The following is an 18,636-nucleotide window of genomic DNA, read 5'->3' as shown; positions in this document are numbered from 1 at the left end:
TTTTTTGACCGGTATTTTATCATCTAACACTGTTAAGTAGCCCTGAAATCCGGTTTTGGCAGGTATTCATCGAAAAACATCCGGTATATTTGCCGCATGGCTAAGCCCGTTTTAGTACTTAAATTTGGTACGGCATCGATCACCAAACCGAATGGTGAACCCAACGAGCCGGTTCTTGTTGACATTGCCCGTCAGATTGCTATCCTCCATCAGCAGTACCGGATTGTGCTGGTCTCGTCGGGGGCGGTCGGTGCCGGTAAGGCGTCCATCCGCGATTTCCGGGGGGACATTATCCAGCGCAAGGCTGCGGCGGCAGTCGGCAATCTGCTGCTCCTGAATATTTACAGCCGCTTCTTTGCCGTCTATGGCGTATCCATCGCCCAGAGCCTGTGCGAGCGCCATCACTTCGCCAACCGCGATCAGTTTTTACAGCTCAAACAAACCTACGAAGAGCTCTGGGAAAACGGGATTATTCCGATTGCCAACGAAAACGACGTAGTCAGTAACCGCGAGCTGAAGTTCTCCGACAACGACGAACTGGCCACGCTGATGGCTGTCGGGTTCGGAGCCGAAGCCATGCTGCTGTGCACGTCGGTGGGCGGGCTGCTCGACAACGAAGGGCAGATTATCCGCCACGTCCCCGCCCTGACCGAAGACGTGTTCGGGGTGGTCCGGACGGATAAGTCGGCACAGGGGCTCGGCGGGATGTCGTCGAAACTGACCTTTGCCAAGCTGGCGACCCGCATGGGGATTAAAGTGGTTATTTTCGGCATCAACCAGCCGGATGGTATCCTGCGTGCCCTGGCGGATGAGACCGGCACCCGGTTTGATCCGCAACCGGTATCGCTCTCGGCCCGTAACCGGTGGCTGGGCAGCGGCAGTCTGGCGGCCGGACAGCTGCGCGTAGATGCGGGTGCGGTCAAGGCCCTGTTGCGCCGGAGTAGTCTGCTGGCCGTCGGTGTACGCGAGGTTATCGGGGAATTCGAAGCCGGTGAGGTGGTGGAAATCGTCGATGAGGCCGACCAGTCGGTGGCCGTTGCCAAGGCCCGGATTTCATCGGCGGAACTGTCCGGTCAGTTGCAGCAACCCAATATTGAAGTGGCGAACGCCAGCGATATTGTGCTGTTATAAGTGCAAAACGGGCGACCATATATGCCACTAAGCTATACAAAATGGGCGACCACATATGCCATCAATCTATACAAATTGGGCGACCACGTGGATATGCAAAATGGGCGACCACGTGGGGTCGCCCGTACATCAATGCTGGAATGCTCTCAGAGGCGTTTCCAGTTAAGCCATTTCAGGGTTTTGCCCTGTAGCCGGACTTCAGTTTTATCCGAAATGGCAGGCTCAAAACCGGTTATGTCCGCACTCTGCAAATCAAAGCCGCTGGCGTCATAGACGTTCAGCTTCAGCGTCCCGTATTTTCCGCCCCCGAACTGCATAAAGCTTTCCTTCCGTAGATCAACGTTCAGCAACCGCGTCACATCGGTGTGATCAAGACTCATCCGCGTAAATGACCCGCCGACCGTTAACGAATCCAGGGAAAAGTCCTGCACGAATAGGTGCGCGCGGTCGCCTTGTATAGAACGGAGTTCAGGCGTACGCACAAGAACCCGTACCGGAAACGAGTGTGCGGTGATCTCCTTCGGCCGGATCGAATACCGGTCCGGCGCAATAGTGATAAATAACGTATCGGCTACCTGACGGCAGGTAATCCGCGCCGTATCCTCCGGATATACCAAGGCTTCTGTTTTATCACTATGCTGAATCAATACCTCCATGTAGGGCGAGCCGGTAACCACAACCGCCCGGATGGCCTGCACCGGTACCGGCTTATAGAACTGATAGGGGTTTGACCAGTCAATTTTCTCGGCCTCCCGTTTGAACAACAGGTTAAACGATGTCATGCCCGCTACAATCACGGCAAGGGCAGACAGGAAGAGTACACTACTGGTTTTCATTTTTTTCGTGGCTGGTGTGGTTAAAGTTCGATTCAATAAAGGCGGTATACCGGTTACCGATTTCATGCAGATCAATACCGAGCAGGTACATATTTCTGAACAGCTGCGGCAATTCGGCCTCCATGAACTGCTCACGGCGGAAGGCTTTAATCCGGTTTTCGGCATCGTCGGTAATGAAGTTTCCGATGCCGCGTTTATTGGTAATGATTTCTTTCTGGTTCAGGAAGTCAATGGTTCGCATGATGGTATTGGGATTAACGGCCAGTTCGGCAGCCAGGTCACGGACGGACGGTAACCGATCACCGGCCGGCCACCGGTTCAGCAGAATCTGCTCGCTGATGTATTCGGCAATCTGCAAATAGATCGCCTGCTTATCTCTGAACTCCATACCTATACCTCCCTTTCTTTAAACCTGAAATAAGCCGCCGCATACATAAACCCTACCGACAAAACTCCGGCAAGTGCTCTGATTATGTTGCTCAGACTTCCGGATACGATTAAATCACGGCTTCCTCTTACTTCTCTATTCGTACTATATACTGTCACAAGTGTTTCAAATGGATAATTAGCATGATATCCGGTAATTTGATAAAAGATCTGCCCGTTAAGCATAACACCTTCAGCCATTACCCCGACTACTAACAATAAACCAAGAATAAGGCTATATCGCCTGAAAAACAGCGTAGCGAACATCGACAACGGATTGATCAGGCATAAAAAAACCAACAAAGCGGCTCTGTTCATATCCTGCAAGGCAAACGCCCTGACGGGAAGTGTTTCGCCATATTGTTTTATCTGCCGCAATTCTTGCGGTGACCACGTTTTCTGATTTATATAATAGGTACCCAAACTATCGATCAACATGAAGCTCAAGGTGTACCACAGGGCAAACCCAAGTCCGGTAATAAACCAGAGCGACAGCACCTTTTCAAAAACCGAAGCAGGCAGCAACCAGGTCATCATACTTTTCTCCCGTTCATTGAGTTCGTTTACAATCTGCCAGGTAAAAATTCCCCACAACAAGACCCCCATAATCGCGAAAAGATTCGCCCTGATCGATTCCGTGTTCCCCGGCATTCCGCTATACAACACAGCAATACCGAATGCTGCCTGTATCAATGTAGTTACCAGAGCAGCCCCCAGCAGGGCAGCCCGCTGCTCCCTGACATTCTTCATCAGCAGGAGCCGGAAGCGTGAAAATGAAAAAAACTGGTTCATGCGTGTGTGAGGGTTTTGGTGTCAGAAAAAAGGGTGTGCATATAGTCGGGATGTGCCTGTACAGCATTGAATAACCACTCCAGATCGATCCGGCCTGACGCGGCCCGGCCTGACGCGGCCCGGCCGGCTACATTTGGCTGAGCCACAACCGCATAGCCTCCGACCGCCCGCTCGGCGTAAAAAATGGTTCCCTGAATGTCTTCCAGGCGCGGCACGAGGCCAAACCAGAGCCGTTCGCCGATGACTTCCATCGGAGCCTGAATGACCTGATGCCCTTCCGTCAGAATAATCACCGGATCAATCAGTGCCTCCAGATCGCGGACCTGATGCGTGGAAATCACCACAATCCGGTTTTCGTCGGTTGCTCCGGCTACTAACCGGCGAAACTGCGCTTTCGACGGAATATCCAGCCCGTTCGTAGGTTCATCCATCAGCAGCACGGCCGTATTCGTCGCCAGCCCAAACCCGATCAGGACTTTTTTCTTTTGTCCGTACGAAATCTCGTTCAGGCGTTCGTCTTCCGTCAGGCCGAATTCCGCCAGATAACCCGCAAACTGCCGGTGATCAAACCGCGGGTAGAACGGTGCATTCAGCGTCACATATTCCCGGATCCGCATGGCCGGTGTGTAGACTTCTTCGGGCAGCAGAAAGATATCCTGCAAAAAAGCCGGCCGTCGTTTGGCAGGATCGTGCCCTGCCACCTGAATTGTTCCCTGTTTGGGAAACAGCAGCCCCGCCATCAGGCGGAAAAGTGTGGATTTGCCGGCCCCGTTGGGCCCTAACAGTCCGTAGATCGAACCGGGGGATAAGGTCAGGTGCAGGCCGTCGTACAGCACCCGCCGCTTCCCGTACGCAAAGTGTAGATTGGTGATCTGGATCATCTTGTACTGTTTTAGTGTATTAGTTAAATAGTACACTGCAATAGTACGGGATATTTTTGATTCCGCAAGGGGGCATGCAAAAAAAAGTGGTGGCACGACCAGGCAGGCGAACCTGTCTCCGTCGTACCACCACTGCTGGTGATTTCGCTATATGGGCGCCCACATGGTGCATATGCATACATGGGACAACCACGTGGGCGTGGGGCATGGGCGACCACGTGGGGTCGCCCGTACGGTTATTTTTTGCCGACGGAAATCATGTTGGCAAACAGTCGGTAAGCTCCTTCGACGCCGGCCGGTAGCTCACGGAAGAACACCAGACCGGTATACATGAAGTGGCCTTTACCGTATTTTGCGTAAATCAGGCTGCCGTCTTTCGGGGCTTCGCCGGTATCGTTGGCCGCAAAAATAGGTTCGTAGTTTTTGTCTGCGTCCACGGCGAAATAAATTCCCCGCTCCTGAATCCAGCCGTCGAAATCGCGGTCAGTGATTTTGTTCGGGGTATTCAGCAACGGATGCTGCGGCTTCAGGAACGTCATTTTCGCATCTTCTTCCGTTACGCGGTCGCGGCCGACATTAAACGGATACGGCCCCATCTGCTTTACTTTCAGTGTATTACCAGGACCACCCGCCGTTACATACTGGACAATCATGGTGCCACCGTTTTTGACGTAGTCCATCAGCTTTTCCTGCTCATATTTCAGCCAGTCTTCGGTATTATACGCCCGGACACCGACCACAATGGCATCGAACTGACTCAGGTCCTTGTTCAGATCGGCCTGCGTCAGCATCGTTACCTTGCAGCCCATCTGCCGCAGGGCAATGTTTACCTCATCACCGGCACCCATGATGTAACCGATATTTTTCGCCGTCACCTTCACATCCAGTTTTACCAGCTTTGCCTCTGCCGCCGGAAAAACAGTCTGGGTCGGGATGTGTTTGTACTCCACTAAACGTAAGCCGGTCGAAAACGCCCCCGCAGCCGTTGTGGCAATGGCTTTCAACTTTCCGTCTTCTGCCCCGCTGCCGGGCGTTACGGTAAAGGTCACCCGAAGCTCCTGGCCTTTCTCTTTCAGGTCAAACGGAATATCAGCCGGCTGCACTTTCCAGCCCGACGGCACCGAAAGCGCCAGTTTACCCGACACACCAGCCCGGCCGGCTTTCACAATTACCTCCACCGGTTTGGCGACGTTGTCGCTGTAGACGTATACTTTTTCGGCAATGTTGGCCATCACCTCCGGCTGAATCACAAACGGACGGTAAATCTCGCCGTCCACCGGATCGGTCGTTTTGTAGATCCACGGACGGGTAAACGTAAACGGCTCCCCGTCGATGTCGAACGTAAAGGCGGCGGTCAGTGCCGGCGGATTTTCCGGCAAGCCGATCAGCTGCTGGTCATCAACCTGAAACAATCCTTTCTGTAATGGTTTTTCGAGCCAGTACGGCTGCGAAATCTTCTGCGCGGCCGGAATCCGCATCATCATCGGCAGCGTCACCTGGTCATACGGTTTCAGCGGCAGATTCAGCGTGGTATCCTTACCGGTCGAGAACCGCACATGCAGCAGCCTGACCGGCGCTTCGGTACGGGCAACCACCGTCGTATTCAGGCGTATGGTTTCGCCGGCCGTTGCGGCATAGTCAACAGGATTAGCCTCAAACCATAGCCCCAGACATTGCTGAATCAGGCTCTGCACTTCCTGGCGCTTGGTCTGCACCAGCAGATTAGTCGTATCCAGCTGGCTGATGGCGCGGTAGACCTGCACCAGCGCGGGCACTGATGCCGCCGGCCGATCCGCTTTAAAACCGGCAATGGCCTGATTGACCAGCTCCTGCACCCGCTCACTTTTTGCCACCCGCTTCCAGGACATGTCTACCCCGTCGAACGGATCTTTTTCGGCCGGCTCACCCGCTTTCAGCAGCAGGTAATCCATCCGCACGTTCCGGCTGCCGGCTACACCAAACCCCTGGCTTTTGTGCTGACTGCGGCTCTCGGCCGCGATTTCGCCGTAGGAACGGCCGATCATCGGATTGTAGACACCGGTTTCGATTCCGATCAGGTTACCGGCTTCGTTTGGTTTGGCATTGCTGCCGAACGCGTTGGGGATAAACACATTCCACATAATCCGCTTTGCCTGCCACGGCTTCACGTACCGGAGCTGTTCCGGAAATTTCGTCGGGTCAGCCGCAATTTTAAACGCCTCTTCGGCCAGAAAACCGGATGCGCTGTGGTGGCCGTGACCGGCACGCGGGTCGGGCGGGAACCGGGTGATGATCACATCCGGCTGGAATTTACGGATCCGCCACACCACATCGGCCAGCACCTGATCGCGACCCCATGTTTTCACGGCCTCGTCCGTTGATTTTGAAAAGCCGAAATCATAGGCACGGCTGAAATATTGTTCCGGTCCGTCGACGCGGCGGGCGGCCAGAAGCTCCTGCGTCCGGATCACCCCGATGTATTCGCCCTGTTCGGTCCCGATCAGATTCTGCCCGCCGTCGCCGCGGGTCAGGGCCATGTAGGCCGTACGGGCGAGCCGCTCCCTGGCCATATACGCCAGCAGCAGCGTATTTTCATCGTCGGGGTGAGCCGCCACGTACAGGACGGACCCCAGGACATTCAGTTTTTTCAGATTCAGCAGAATTTCGCCCGACGACGGGTTTTTGGCCGTCCCATAGGGCACTTGTGCCTGTAACGGCTGATACAACAGGGCGCTCATGGCCCAGGCAAGATACAATCCGGGTTTTCTCACAGTGTAACGTAGTGGTTGTACCGACAACGCGGTTGATGCTTTTTAACAAAAATAGCGAAAGAGAGAGAGAGTGAAAGAGCGAAATCCGGTATGTTAACAATCTTAACAGGCTTTCCGGTGGTAAACCGCTTGGTAACCGGTGAACAAAAAGACATTTTTCTCTGTTATCCGGACAAATTTCCTATTTTTGCTGACATGGTAATTCAGGATCGTACAACGCTTGTTTTATTGGCGCTTAAGGGTGTTCCGGCAAAGTTGTTCTTCGACATTGCCGACCTGACCGGCTATCGTCGTGAGCAGCTGGCAGAAATTTTTGACACGTCGCTCAAAACCTTTCAGCGGTACGAGCGCGAACAGAAAAAGCTCAATCCGCAGGACAGTGAGAAAGTGCTGAAAATAACGGCGCTGTTTCAGAAGGGTGAACAGGTCTTCAACTCAGTCGATGCGTTCCGGCGGTGGATGGACAAACCTGCCTATGGCCTTGGCTACCAGATACCGTTTGAGCTATTACACACATCCGGCGGCATTGACCTCATCATGGACGAGCTGATCCGGATTGAATACGGCGATCTGGCATAATGGAGGTTTTCCGCATTACGAAAACGCAGTATGCCGACCGGCTCGTTGCGTCGGGTGGGGCTGCCCGCTGGAATGCGCGGGGCCGGTTCGTGATTTACACCGCTGCCACACGGGCCCTTGCCTGCCTCGAAAACGTGGTTCACCGCTCCGGCGAGGGCTTGCAGGACAGTTTCCGGGTCATGGTCATCCAGATACCCGATACCATCCGTATCACCACGATTCACCCCGACAGCCTGCCGACCGACTGGTTTGCCTTTACGAATTACGCGCAAAGCCAGCTCCTCGGCGAAAACTGGCTGCTCAGTGGCCAAACGGCGGTATTACGCGTTCCCTCCGCCATTGTCACTCAGGAATGGAATTACCTGCTCAATCCCGTACACCCGGATTTTTCAAAAATCCGGCTCATCCGGACCGAACCCTTTATCTTTGACCCGCGTATTAAAGAGTGATTGGGTGATTGAGCGATTGAGTGGTTTGCTCATTCGCACAATCACCCAATCACTCACTCGCAATTAAACTATGTCTAAAAAAGTAAATATCGGTTTAGTGCAGATGGCGTGCTCGGCAGATGTCGACGCAAACGTGCAGAAAGCCATCGACGGCATTCGTGAGGCTGCGGCAAAAGGCGCGCAGATCGTTTGCCTGCAGGAGTTGTTTACGTCGCTTTATTTTTGCGATGTTGAAGATCACCATAATTTCAGCCTTGCTGAGCCCATCCCCGGTCCGACGACCGACCGGATGAGTGAGGTGGCCAAAGAATGCGGGGTTGTCATCATTGCGTCGCTGTTCGAAAAACGGGCGCAGGGACTGTATCATAATACCACCGCCGTGATCGACGCCGATGGCACCTATCTGGGGAAATACCGGAAAATGCACATCCCGGACGATCCGGGGTATTACGAAAAGTTCTACTTCACTCCCGGCGATCTGGGCTATATGGTCTTTGATACCAGATTTGCCCGCATTGGTGTGCTGATCTGCTGGGATCAGTGGTATCCGGAAGCAGCCCGTATCACGGCGCTGATGGGTGCGGAGGTGCTCTTCTACCCAACGGCCATCGGCTGGGATACGACCGAAACCGATCCTGCCGTTAATCAGGAGCAATACAATGCGTGGCAGACCATTCAGCGGAGCCATGCGATTGCCAACGGCGTACACGTCGTGTCGGTCAACCGCGTAGGCAGGGAAGCGGATCAGCAGTTCTGGGGCGGCTCGTTTGTGGCCAATCCGTTCGGATCGCTGCTGTATCTGGCCCCGCATGAAGGCGAAACGGTTCACGTACAGGAGATTGATCTGGCCTTGTCGGACCGTTACCGGACAACGTGGCCGTATTTCCGCGACCGCCGCATCGACTCCTATCAGCCGATCACCAAACGATACATTGACTAACTCCTGTCACTAAAGGTTGCTGCGTTCCGGGTTCTGTGCCGGTAACGCAGCAACCCCGAAACCGTATATGTTCCGCATCCTTATTCCATCCCTGCTCCTCATCGGTGCATTGTATGCCGCTACCCGCACGCCGGAATCCGGTAACACACAACCCGCCGGCCGGCAACCCGTGGCCAGCGTCCGGCAACTGCCGCTGACCGCGCTGACTCCTACACCCCGTACGTCGTTCCGCCCGTCGAACCGGAAAGGCTACTGGAATATTGATGTGGTGGATGACTTTACGCTGCCGGCGAATAAAACGCTGATTTTCTGCGGGGCGGGCCGGAACCTGCACGTTGACAAGGACTGGAGCAAACTATTCCGGCGGGGCTTTTCGGCCATCGACATGAGCCGGATGGTGTTGGGTCAGGAATATGCCAATGATCCGAATGCGATTCCGAAGGGCTGGAAAAGCCGGCTGAAACAAAGCCAGCGGGCTCAGTGGCTCACACAAGGCTATTTTGCCGAAGACCCCTTCCGGCTGGGCTGGGCTGCCAACAGTGAACTGGCCGAAGAAACCTATTATAAGCGGCCGCAAAGCGACCCCAACTGGCGGCAATCGCTTTTTCAGGCCTCGATGGAACTCTGCGGTTCCTGCGTCGGCTACGGCGACTGCCCCCCGGGCCTGATGAAAAACACCAATGGTTTTGTTATTCTGGATATTGAAAATGAAGGCGTCAGTATGTTCAAACAACAGGAACAGGCCAATCTGTATGCCTATATGATGAAAACCATCAAGGAAAACGCCAGTCCGGCGACCCAGATCGGATCGATTGCACCGGTACCACATAACAGCTACGGCGCTTCACGGGCCTCCGATTACCGGGCGGGGCTGGAATGGCTATGGAAGAAGCCCGCACAGCATACACGGACAAGCCGTCAGCGGGGTATGTCCGATGATATTATCGGCAAATCGTATGCCGACTATGCTGATTTTCAGATGCCCGGTACGTATTACGTCTATCCGGATTTTGACTATTCGATTGATCACAGCGCTGACAACGGCCGCCACTGGCTGGCGTCGTTGCTGGGCGAGCAGGAAGTAAATAAAGTTCTCTCACCGAAAAAGCGGATCGCCTGGCAGTGGTTATATAATACCCAAAGCTCCGACTTTCCGAACAGTGGAAAGGCGTCAAACGCCGCGCCGCCGGCCATTGCGGAGGGAATGGGTGTCTTTTACTGGTTTACGGGCGCCTACGGGGCCATTTTCTGGGATGATCACAACGCCCTTACCCCCGATCAGCCAACGCCGACGGAAGGAGCCCGCATCGGTCTGGGCAACGACCGCAATTATGCCTGCTACGAACACTATATCCACGGCTTGTGGCGTCTGTTTAAACACCACGGTGATCTGTTTAACGGGCGGGAGAAATACCTGAATCAGGCGACCGAGTGTTCATTCGACGGCGGGCAGACCTGGCAGACCCTCAACGCGAATCAGTTAAAAACCAGAAAACTCCCCTATGCCCGTGCCATTGTCAACGGGAACCAGATCCTGATTACCGCCACGATGCCGTATGCCCGGCCGGATCAGCAAACCTCCGTATGGGTACGCTACCTGAAGGATGGTTATTCATTCTATACCGAGATAAAACTCAAAGGCGATGAAATCTATCTGGGGCGTGCTGCCATGCCAACAGCTTAGTTACGCATAGGCCTCTGACTCCGACCAGGTCAGAATCTGTTTTTTAAGTTTTGCCCGCGACCGGTTCAGCCGCATTTTTATGGCGCTGATACTGATAGCGAGTTGCCGGCTGATTTCCGAAAACGCAAGCCCCTCGTAATAACGCATTACCAGTAACCGGGCCTCTTCGCTGGACAGAACACTCAGCGCTTTGGGTAACAGAAACAATTTAGGGTCAACACCTCCCTCGCCATATTCATCGGCAATGGACTCCAGCCCGTCGAGCGAAATGCTTTTGGCCCCATCATGGGTCCGCAAACGGGTCAGGACAAAATTGCGGGTCAGTGCATATAACCAGGTTGAAAACGAAGACCGGCCCTCGAAATGGTTTATTTTCTGCAGCAGGTGCATGAATACATCATGTGCATAATCCTGCGCCAGATACTCGTCTTTCGTAATCTGCAGACATTTCTGATAAACACGTCGGTTGTAGCGGTGGTAAATTACCTCAAAATAGCGTTGTGAGCCTGTTGCCGAAAACAACCTGACCAGTTCCTCATCCGTAATAGTTTTCAATGCTGTCGGTTTCATAGCGTTATGATGGTTTTCACAGCATAAAAACTACTTTCGTGCCACCGTCAGGCACCGTTACTACTCCCCCGGCACAGGAACGCTGTTCAAGCTGTCTTACAGGCATTTATCGTAAAGACCAGCGGCTGATTTCAGAGCGAACGGTAATAGATCCGGCCAATAGGAAAACCACTTTTTTCTTCAAAATAGATTCTGTTCCATTATATGGAATTTACTTTATTCTGGAACATATCTTCTAACTAACTGACTTGCTGGCAGTTTACCGGAGGCTCTCAGGGTTTTCTAAGATTTGGTTAAGGAGTCTCTAAGAAGTAGTACCGACCTTTGCAGGCTGACACTGAGCGCTCAGCTGCGCACAAACCACATGACCAATGCAAAGAACCCGTACAATCGTCTGCTCATCGTTGCCAACCGCCTGCCATTCTCCGTTAAACAGACCAGTGAAGGAACCGAACTGATTCAAAGTGCAGGCGGGCTGGTTTCGGCCGTTCTGTCCATGGCGGAACAAATGGGTCAGTCCGGCGACGAACAGACGCCTAAAATTCACTGGGTAGGTTATGCCGATGCTGCTGTCCGTGACCTGGAGACTACCGCACTGGAAAACGACAATTTTGTAGCGCACCCCGTGTACATCGATGACGCTACCTATAAAGACTACTACGAAGGCTTCTGCAACGATCTTATCTGGCCCCTTTTCCACTATTTCCCGTCTTTCGCTTCCTTTCAGGATGTTCATTTTGAGCGGTATCAGCAGGCGAACGCCCGGTTTGCCGATAAGGTACGGGAAATTGCCCGGCCCGGCGATCTGATCTGGGTACACGACTTTCAGCTGATGCTTCTGCCGGGCATGATCCGGCAGGCGATACCGGAGGTTACGATCGGCTATTTCTTCCATATACCGTTTCCGACCTACGAAATCGTGAAACTCCTGCCCCGCACCTGGCGGCAGGCCTTGCTCAACGGCCTGACCGGAGCCAATGTCATCGGGTTTCACACGGCCGATTATGTTCAGCATTTTATGCAGAGCGTCACGGAAGTACTGGGTTTACCTATTCTCGGCAACCGGATTGTGCTGCCTGACCGGTCTGTCATCGCCGGTGATTTTCCGATCAGTATTGACTTCAATAAATTCAACATGGGTGCGCAGACCAGTGCCGTGCTGGATACCAAAACCCGTTTCAGGGAAGAACTCAGGACACAGAAAGTGATCTTTTCGGTCGACCGGCTCGATTATGCCAAAGGTATTACCTACCGCCTGCAGGGCTATGAACGCTTTCTGACACAAAACCCCGAATGGCACAACAAGATCACCTTTGTGATGACCGTTGTCCCCTCCCGTGATCAGATTCCGCATTATCAGGAAATCAAACGGGAGATTGAAGAAACCATCGGCCGGCTGAACGGACTATTCGGGACAATCGGCTGGCGGCCCATTGTCTATTCCTACATGTCGCTTTCGTTTACGGAACTTCTTGCCCTGTACACCGCCTGTGACATTGCCCTGATTACCCCGATCCGCGACGGCATGAATCTGGTCTGCAAGGAATTTATCGCCAGCCGTTCGGATGATCAGGGAGTCCTTATCCTGAGCGAATTTGCAGGAGCGGCACAAGAGCTCACCGACGCCCTGCTGATTAATCCGACCGATACACAGGAGGTTGCCGACGCGATTCAGCAGGCGATCAGTATGCCGGCCGACGAACAGGCCGCACGCATGCATACCATGCGCCGGCACATACAGAATCATAACGTTTTCCGGTGGAGTCACCAGTTCCTAACAGTGTTAGATGAATCTATAACCTTGAAGACCAGCATTGAGACAAACTTACCACTGGTATCCTTCTGCAATGCCTTCGAAGGGGCTTCGCGGCGTTTATTGCTCTTTGATTTTGACGGAACCCTGTCGGCGCTCGTCGATAATCCGGCAGATGCCCGCCTGTCGGACGGCACCGCCGCCGCCTTACAGCGTCTGTCAGAGACCTGCGAACTGGTCGTCATCAGCGGCCGGAACCGGGCCTTTCTCGAGAACACCTTCCGGCACCTGCCCGTCCATTTAGTGGCCGAGCACGGCGCTTTTCTGAAGCAGCCGGAGCAGGACTGGCAGCGGCTTGACCTGACGAGCGGGAACTGGATTGATTCCGTAAAGTCGATCATGCAGCCTTATGTTGATCAGTTCCCCGGCTCGTTTATCGAATCAAAGGAAACAACCATTGCCTGGCACTACCGGATGGTACAGCAGGACGACAGCGAACTTAACGCGGTTGAACTTGCCAGCCAGCTCCGGAACCTGCCCATATCCGTTCCGCTGACCGTCATCCAGGGCAACAAGGTTATTGAAGTAAAACCCGCCCACCACAGTAAAGGCACCGTTGCCCAGCTGATTGTGGAACAAACCCCGTTTGACTTTATCGTCAGCATCGGCGATGACACCACTGATGAGGACATGTTCCGGCAATTGCCGAACTGGGCCTATACCATCAAGGTCGGTCCGGGCCATTCATTTGCCCGCTATCGGCTGGCCCGTCAGATAGATGTTGACGAGCTGCTGGCACAAATGAGCAAAATTCCCGTAGTCTTGTAAAATGGCAGCCGGAAAAACGTCATTCTATCATACTGTACTGGACTATCTGGACAGGCGGCTTTTTCACCGCATCTATTCAGACAGCGTCCGTAAACTTGTACTCCAGTCAATTCCCTTCTGGGTGGCCTCGGTACTGACCGGGCTGATTGCGGTTGGCTACGAACGGATCTTCAGCTGGGCGGAGGCCACCTGCCGCCGCTGGATTGTCTATACCCCCACATGGGCGTTCGTAATTACCCCGCTCAGCTTTCTGGCGGCCTGGGGCTGCGTGTACCTGCTGGCTCCGGCCGCCCGTGGCAGCGGTATTCCACAGCTGATGGCCGCCATTGACCTGGCGACCCCCTCGCAGCACCGGCGTATCCGCTATTTACTTGGCCTGCGGGTGGCTTTCGTTAAAATTGTCAGCAGTGCCGTATTACTGCTGGGCGGCGGGGCCATCGGCCGCGAAGGACCGACGATTCAGATTGCCGGCTCGCTGTTTCAGGTTATCAACCGGCTGCAGCCCAAAGGCTGGCCGCAGCTATCCCGTAAAATTGCGTTGATTACCGGTGGGGCCGCCGGTCTGGCAGCAGCCTTTAACACGCCGCTCGGGGGGATTGTATTTGTGGTTGAAGAACTTACGCAGACGCACATTACCCGGTTCCGGACCGCCATTTTTACGGCCGTAATCATTGCTGGCATGACGGCTCAGGCCATTCTGGGGCCCTACCTCTATCTTGGTTACCCGCCGGTTCCGGCAACCGGCTGGACGTTTCTGGGTGTTGCCTTTATGACAGCGCTTATCTGCGGATCGGCCGGCGCCTTGTTCGGCAAACTTCTGCTCTGGCTTAACAGACAGCGTAAACGGTGGAATAGCGTACCGCAACAGGTTGTTTGGGTCGCCGGATGCGGTCTGCTGCTGGCAACCCTTATTTACAGTGCGGGTGAGTATGCGGCGGGGACCGGAAAACCACTGATCAACCACCTGCTGTTCCGGCATCCGGAAGCCATTCCCTGGTATGTTTTTCCGGCCCGGATTGCAGCCATGGCCTTAAGTTACAGCAGTGGTGCAGCCGGCGGCGTGTTTGCCACCTCGCTGAGTGCCGGGGCCATTCTGGGCAACCTGACGGCAGAACTGGCCAATATCACCCCGCAGGACACTACTGTTGTCGTGTTAGTTGGTATGGTTAGTTTTTTAACGGGTGTTGTCCGCTCCCCGTTTACGGCAGCGATTCTCGTACTGGAAATGACCGACCGGCATTCAGCCATTTTTCCGTTACTGCTGGGTGGGCTTACCGCACAGATGGTGGCTACCATTGTAGATCCGCACTCCCTCTACGAGCATCTGAAGCTTGTTTTCTATCAGGAAGCTCTGGACGCGACACAAGAGCCGCATCCGGAGCCCCTAAAATCAATCCGGTAATACGTTAAGGCGACAGCCGGGCAATCTGCCACGAATTGTCTGCTGTTTTTGTAAACTGTATCCGGTCATGCAGCCGGCTTGGCCGGCCCTGCCAGAACTCAATGACGGTTGGGATCACCCGGTAACCACCCCAGTGTGGCGGACGGGGAATAGCCTGGTCCGCAAACTGCGCTTCCAGCTCGCGCTGGCGCTGCTCCAGAACCTCACGGCCGGCAATTGCATCACTCTGATGCGACACCCAGGCCCCGATCTGACTCCCGCGGGGGCGAACGGCAAAATAAGCATCCGATTCTTCGGCACTTACCTTTTCAACGGTCCCTTCGATCCGGATCTGCCGCTCCAGTTCTACGTAAAAAAACGTCAGGGCCGCAACCGGATGTGCGGCCAGTTCGTGACCTTTACGGCTTTCATAATTTGTATAGAAAACAAACCCGGTTTCGTCTGCTTCTTTTAGCAGTACGATCCGGCCGGCCGGTTTTCCTGCCGCATCGACCGTAGCCAGGTGCATGGCATTTGGTTCGGGCAGCCCTGCCGTACGGGCATCGTCAAACCACCGGTGAAACTGCCGGACCGGATCCGGCAGCACATCGGTAATATCTAATCCGGCAAGGGTATAATCCCGCCGCATACCGGCAATTACAGTTGACATATTTTTAAAAAGTTAAAGACTGCGCCTGTGGCGTCTGAAATCACCGTAAAATGAGTAAATTTCTCGCTTTCAGCTACTGATAAAAATCACCCTGCTGTCCGAAACAGGACCCGTTCCCGAAAAAAAAGGGGGAATTAAGTTGGCATATGACGCCAAATCCCATATTTCCGCTTTTTCTTTGTACTTTTGCAAAAGTAATCGGTACGCTCCCAACATGGCAAACGAAGAAAAAGAAATCAAAGATCAAGAGGATTTGACCAGTAAGTCAGCCGGTATGTTGGAACTGGATGTAACAGAAGACGCTGCTGCCCGCTCTGCGGATCAGGATGTAACAGAAGACGCTGCTGCTCAGTTCAACCAAACCGAAACAGCAGAATCCGCTGAACCTACAGTCCCTGAACCCGCAGCATTAGCCGCTGCTGAAGAAACACCCGAAGAGTCGGTTACCGCCGAAGTGAGTAACGAAGCCCCTGCAGAAGAAACGGCTCCCGCCGCGGAAGCTGCTGCTGATGTTACAGAAACGGCTCCCGAAGCGACGGCTCCCGAAGCTTCTGTTCCTGAAGAGCTTGTTGCCCAATATGCAGACATTCCCGACCTGGGCGATGATGCAGCGGCAACGGCTGTAGCTGACTACAGCCAGTTCTCGAAACAGGACTTTGTTGATTTGCTGGATAAGCAGCTGACAACCCTGAAGGCCGAAACGGTCTCACCCGGCGATTTTAAGCGGGCTGACGACGTGCTCAAGGAAGTTAAGCCGCTGTTCGATCAGATCAAGCAGGGAGAGCGTTCGGCTGCACTGCAGAAATATGTTCAGGAAAACGAGTCAGAAGAAGGATTCAGCTTCAGGTTTGATGGCACTGCCACTCAGTTCGATGACCTGTACAAGCAGATCAAGAACCTGAAAAACACGTTCTTCCAGAACTTAGACAAAGCTAAAGACGCCAATTTCGCCAGTAAAACCGAGCTGCTCCGTCAGCTTCGCGAACTGGTTGAAAATGACGAGAATAACGCCGGTGATCCGAAAACCAGCTGGAATGAATTCAAACGGATTCAGGACGAATGGAAGGCTGCCGGTAATATCAACTCGCCGCATAACGCTACGCTGTGGGCTACGTACCACGCGCTGGTTGACCGGTATTACAGCAACCGGAACATCTACTTCGAACTGAAAGAACTCGACCGCAAGCGGAATTCATCGCTGAAAATCGAGGTGATCGAAAAAGTAGAAACACTGGCAAAAGATGCGGCCGGTAAATCAGTAACCCGTCAGGTAATTGACGAAGCCAACTCGCTGTTTGAAGAATACAAGCACATTGGCCCTGCTCCTAAAGCTGAGCAGGAGCTGTTGTGGCAGCGTATGAAAGCCGCTCTGGACGCGTTGTATGAAAAACGCCGCGAACAGACGGAAGAACAGCGTAAGGAAGCCGCTCAGCTTTACGAAGCAAAATCGACCATTTACGAAACACTGATTCCGTTTACCTCATTCACCTCATCGTCAATCAATGAGTGGAATGATAAAACGAAAGAGGTGATGGCGATCCAGGAGCAATGGAATGCCATTAAAGGCTCTATGCCGCGTGAAGAAGGGAAAGAGCTGAGTAAAAAATTCTGGTCATCGCTGAAAACGTTCTTCCACAACAAGGGCGAGTTCTTTAAAGAGCTGGAAAGCAAGCGCGAGCAGAACCTGAAACTCAAAACCAGCCTTTGCGAGCAGGTAGAAGGCATTCTTGAATCCGGCGATGACACCCCTGAAGCAACGCAGACAGTTATCGAACTGCAGCGTCAGTGGAAATCAATCGGTCAGGTTCCGGAGAAACACAAGAATACGATTTTCGACCGCTTCAAGCAGGCCTGTGATTCGTTCTTTAACCGGAAACGCAATAAGAATCAGGAAGTTGAGCGCGAGTTTGAAGAGAATCTTGCCAAGAAAATCGCCCTGATCGAACGAATTGAAGCAACGGCTAAAGAAGGTGGTGACCTGTCTCAGCTGAATGCCTTCAAGAAAGAATGGTCAGGCATCGGTTTCGTACCGAAGAAAGATATGCAGAGTACGCAGAAACGGTATATCAACGCGATCAACTCACTCGTTGGAGCAACAGGCAAACTTTCGTCGAAAGAGAAAGAGCGTGTGATGCAGGAAAACGAAGCCGAGTTCTCACGTGATCGCGGTGACCGTGACGGTGGCTCGCGGGGTGGTAATTTCAACCGTGGAGAAGGTGATATCCGTCGCCGCATCTCTACCCTGGAAAACGACATCGCTACGTACCGGAATAATATCGAGTTCTTCGCCCGCTCTAAAAACGCGGACAAACTGAAAGCAGATATCGAAAAGAAAATCGCTTCAGCTCAGACCCAGCTGAATGACCTTCGCCAACAGCTGAAGGCATCGCAGGGGTAAGCAAACCGATATATACCTAAAAAATAAGAGACTGGCCTGAGGTCAGTCTCTTATTTTTTAGGCTTTACTTCAACACCGGACAAATGCTGAAGCCAGCGTCAGGCACGAGTCTGGCAAACGGTATAACCCTGTTCAGTTTTCTGAATATCCCGGACGTTGGTTTATAACGACATGCTCCGAAGTCATTTTCAAAACTTTTGCCACCGGAGTTAATATAGAGAATATTTTTTGCTTTTTTTCAACCAAATAAGCGTCTATTTTTCAGGATAGTACGTTAATTTGGGATTTATTTAAGGCTTTTTTTTCAAAACAGGTATTGCGTCATATCATAAAACGCACTACTTTTGTGCCACAATTAAGGAAAACGATCCGGTAACGGACAAACCTTAAACGTAAAGCCTCCATAGCTCAGCTGGTAGAGCAACTGACTTGTAATCAGTAGGTCGTTGGTTCGATCCCGACTGGGGGCTCTAAATCAGAAATGATTTAGCAATTCAGGGTCACATATCGTTAATCGCCCGTTAACATTGCCTCCATAGCTCAGCTGGTAGAGCAACTGACTTGTAAT

Annotated in this window: 15 protein-coding genes and 1 tRNA gene; 9 read left to right on the top strand and 7 right to left on the bottom strand. The window is 53.1% G+C overall.

From position 1 onward, the window contains the following. The first annotated feature begins 96 nt into the window (after positions 1 to 96). Positions 97 to 1,131 (top strand): glutamate 5-kinase, encoded by a 1,035-nt coding sequence (proB, locus tag AC23NW_RS09900; protein ID WP_293838427.1) that lies wholly within the window; start codon positions 97 to 99, stop codon positions 1,129 to 1,131. Positions 1,132 to 1,277: 146 nt separating this feature from the next. Here proB and AC23NW_RS09895 read toward each other — a convergent pair whose 3' ends face one another. The 5 genes from AC23NW_RS09895 to AC23NW_RS09875 form a co-directional block, all read right to left on the bottom strand. After that, positions 1,278 to 1,967, bottom strand: coding sequence for a hypothetical protein (locus AC23NW_RS09895; protein ID WP_487449201.1), 690 nt, complete (start codon positions 1,965 to 1,967; stop codon positions 1,278 to 1,280). Further along, positions 1,954 to 2,355 (bottom strand): GntR family transcriptional regulator, encoded by a 402-nt coding sequence (locus AC23NW_RS09890; protein WP_487449199.1) that lies wholly within the window; start codon positions 2,353 to 2,355, stop codon positions 1,954 to 1,956. The genes AC23NW_RS09895 and AC23NW_RS09890 overlap by 14 nt, the downstream gene beginning before the upstream one ends. 2 nt (positions 2,356 to 2,357) lie before the next feature. Further along, on the bottom strand, positions 2,358 to 3,143 hold the full coding sequence (locus tag AC23NW_RS09885; protein WP_487449197.1) for a hypothetical protein: 786 nt from the start codon (positions 3,141 to 3,143) through the stop codon (positions 2,358 to 2,360). A 38-nt stretch (positions 3,144 to 3,181) separates the two neighbouring features. Continuing rightward, positions 3,182 to 4,066, bottom strand: a complete 885-nt coding sequence (locus AC23NW_RS09880; protein WP_487449195.1) for an ABC transporter ATP-binding protein — start codon at positions 4,064 to 4,066, stop codon at positions 3,182 to 3,184. Between the two features lie 236 nt (positions 4,067 to 4,302). Beyond that, a complete protein-coding gene (locus tag AC23NW_RS09875; RefSeq protein ID WP_487449644.1) occupies positions 4,303 to 6,783 on the bottom strand; it encodes a PIG-L family deacetylase in 2,481 nt (826 codons plus the stop codon). A gap of 123 nt (positions 6,784 to 6,906) precedes the next feature. On the opposite strand from AC23NW_RS09875, the gene parS reads away from it, so the two are divergent. From parS to AC23NW_RS09855, 4 genes are all read left to right on the top strand, one after another. Further along, positions 6,907 to 7,395, top strand: coding sequence for a type II RES/Xre toxin-antitoxin system antitoxin (parS, locus tag AC23NW_RS09870; RefSeq protein ID WP_487449194.1), 489 nt, complete (start codon positions 6,907 to 6,909; stop codon positions 7,393 to 7,395). Then, positions 7,395 to 7,844, top strand: coding sequence for an RES family NAD+ phosphorylase (locus tag AC23NW_RS09865; protein ID WP_293841471.1), 450 nt, complete (start codon positions 7,395 to 7,397; stop codon positions 7,842 to 7,844). The genes parS and AC23NW_RS09865 overlap by 1 nt, the downstream gene beginning before the upstream one ends. Before the next feature lie 70 nt (positions 7,845 to 7,914). Continuing rightward, positions 7,915 to 8,784, top strand: coding sequence for a carbon-nitrogen hydrolase (locus AC23NW_RS09860; RefSeq protein WP_487449192.1), 870 nt, complete (start codon positions 7,915 to 7,917; stop codon positions 8,782 to 8,784). Between the two features lie 67 nt (positions 8,785 to 8,851). Then, positions 8,852 to 10,468: a hypothetical protein gene (locus AC23NW_RS09855; protein ID WP_487449190.1), complete on the top strand. Its 1,617-nt coding sequence runs from the start codon at positions 8,852 to 8,854 to the stop codon at positions 10,466 to 10,468. Here AC23NW_RS09855 and AC23NW_RS09850 read toward each other — a convergent pair whose 3' ends face one another. Next, positions 10,469 to 11,038 carry an RNA polymerase sigma factor gene (locus AC23NW_RS09850; protein WP_487449188.1) on the bottom strand — a complete coding sequence of 190 codons (570 nt, stop codon included), beginning with the start codon at positions 11,036 to 11,038 and terminating at the stop codon, positions 10,469 to 10,471. Positions 11,039 to 11,402: 364 nt separating this feature from the next. Between AC23NW_RS09850 and AC23NW_RS09845 the strand changes: the two genes are divergently transcribed. Then, complete coding sequence (locus tag AC23NW_RS09845) at positions 11,403 to 13,619, top strand: bifunctional alpha,alpha-trehalose-phosphate synthase (UDP-forming)/trehalose-phosphatase (RefSeq protein WP_487449187.1); 2,217 nt, start codon at positions 11,403 to 11,405, stop codon at positions 13,617 to 13,619. 1 nt (position 13,620) lies between these two features. Beyond that, a complete protein-coding gene (locus tag AC23NW_RS09840) occupies positions 13,621 to 15,021 on the top strand; it encodes a chloride channel protein (protein ID WP_293841485.1) in 1,401 nt (466 codons plus the stop codon). Positions 15,022 to 15,025: 4 nt separating this feature from the next. Here the strand turns inward: AC23NW_RS09840 and pdxH are convergent, their stop codons facing one another. Beyond that, on the bottom strand, positions 15,026 to 15,670 hold the full coding sequence (gene pdxH, locus AC23NW_RS09835) for a pyridoxamine 5'-phosphate oxidase (protein WP_487449185.1): 645 nt from the start codon (positions 15,668 to 15,670) through the stop codon (positions 15,026 to 15,028). A gap of 214 nt (positions 15,671 to 15,884) precedes the next feature. On the opposite strand from pdxH, the gene AC23NW_RS09830 reads away from it, so the two are divergent. Together AC23NW_RS09830 and AC23NW_RS09825 are read left to right on the top strand one after the other, a co-directional pair. Then, positions 15,885 to 18,068, top strand: coding sequence for a DUF349 domain-containing protein (locus tag AC23NW_RS09830; protein WP_487449183.1), 2,184 nt, complete (start codon positions 15,885 to 15,887; stop codon positions 18,066 to 18,068). A gap of 397 nt (positions 18,069 to 18,465) precedes the next feature. Next, a tRNA-Thr gene (locus AC23NW_RS09825) sits at positions 18,466 to 18,538 on the top strand. Positions 18,539 to 18,636 lie beyond the last annotated feature (98 nt).

The organism is Arsenicibacter sp. R0_47 (assembly GCF_057652235.1).
The sequence above is the reverse complement of the archived record's forward strand: the minus strand, read 5'-3'. Positions and strand labels throughout refer to the sequence as shown.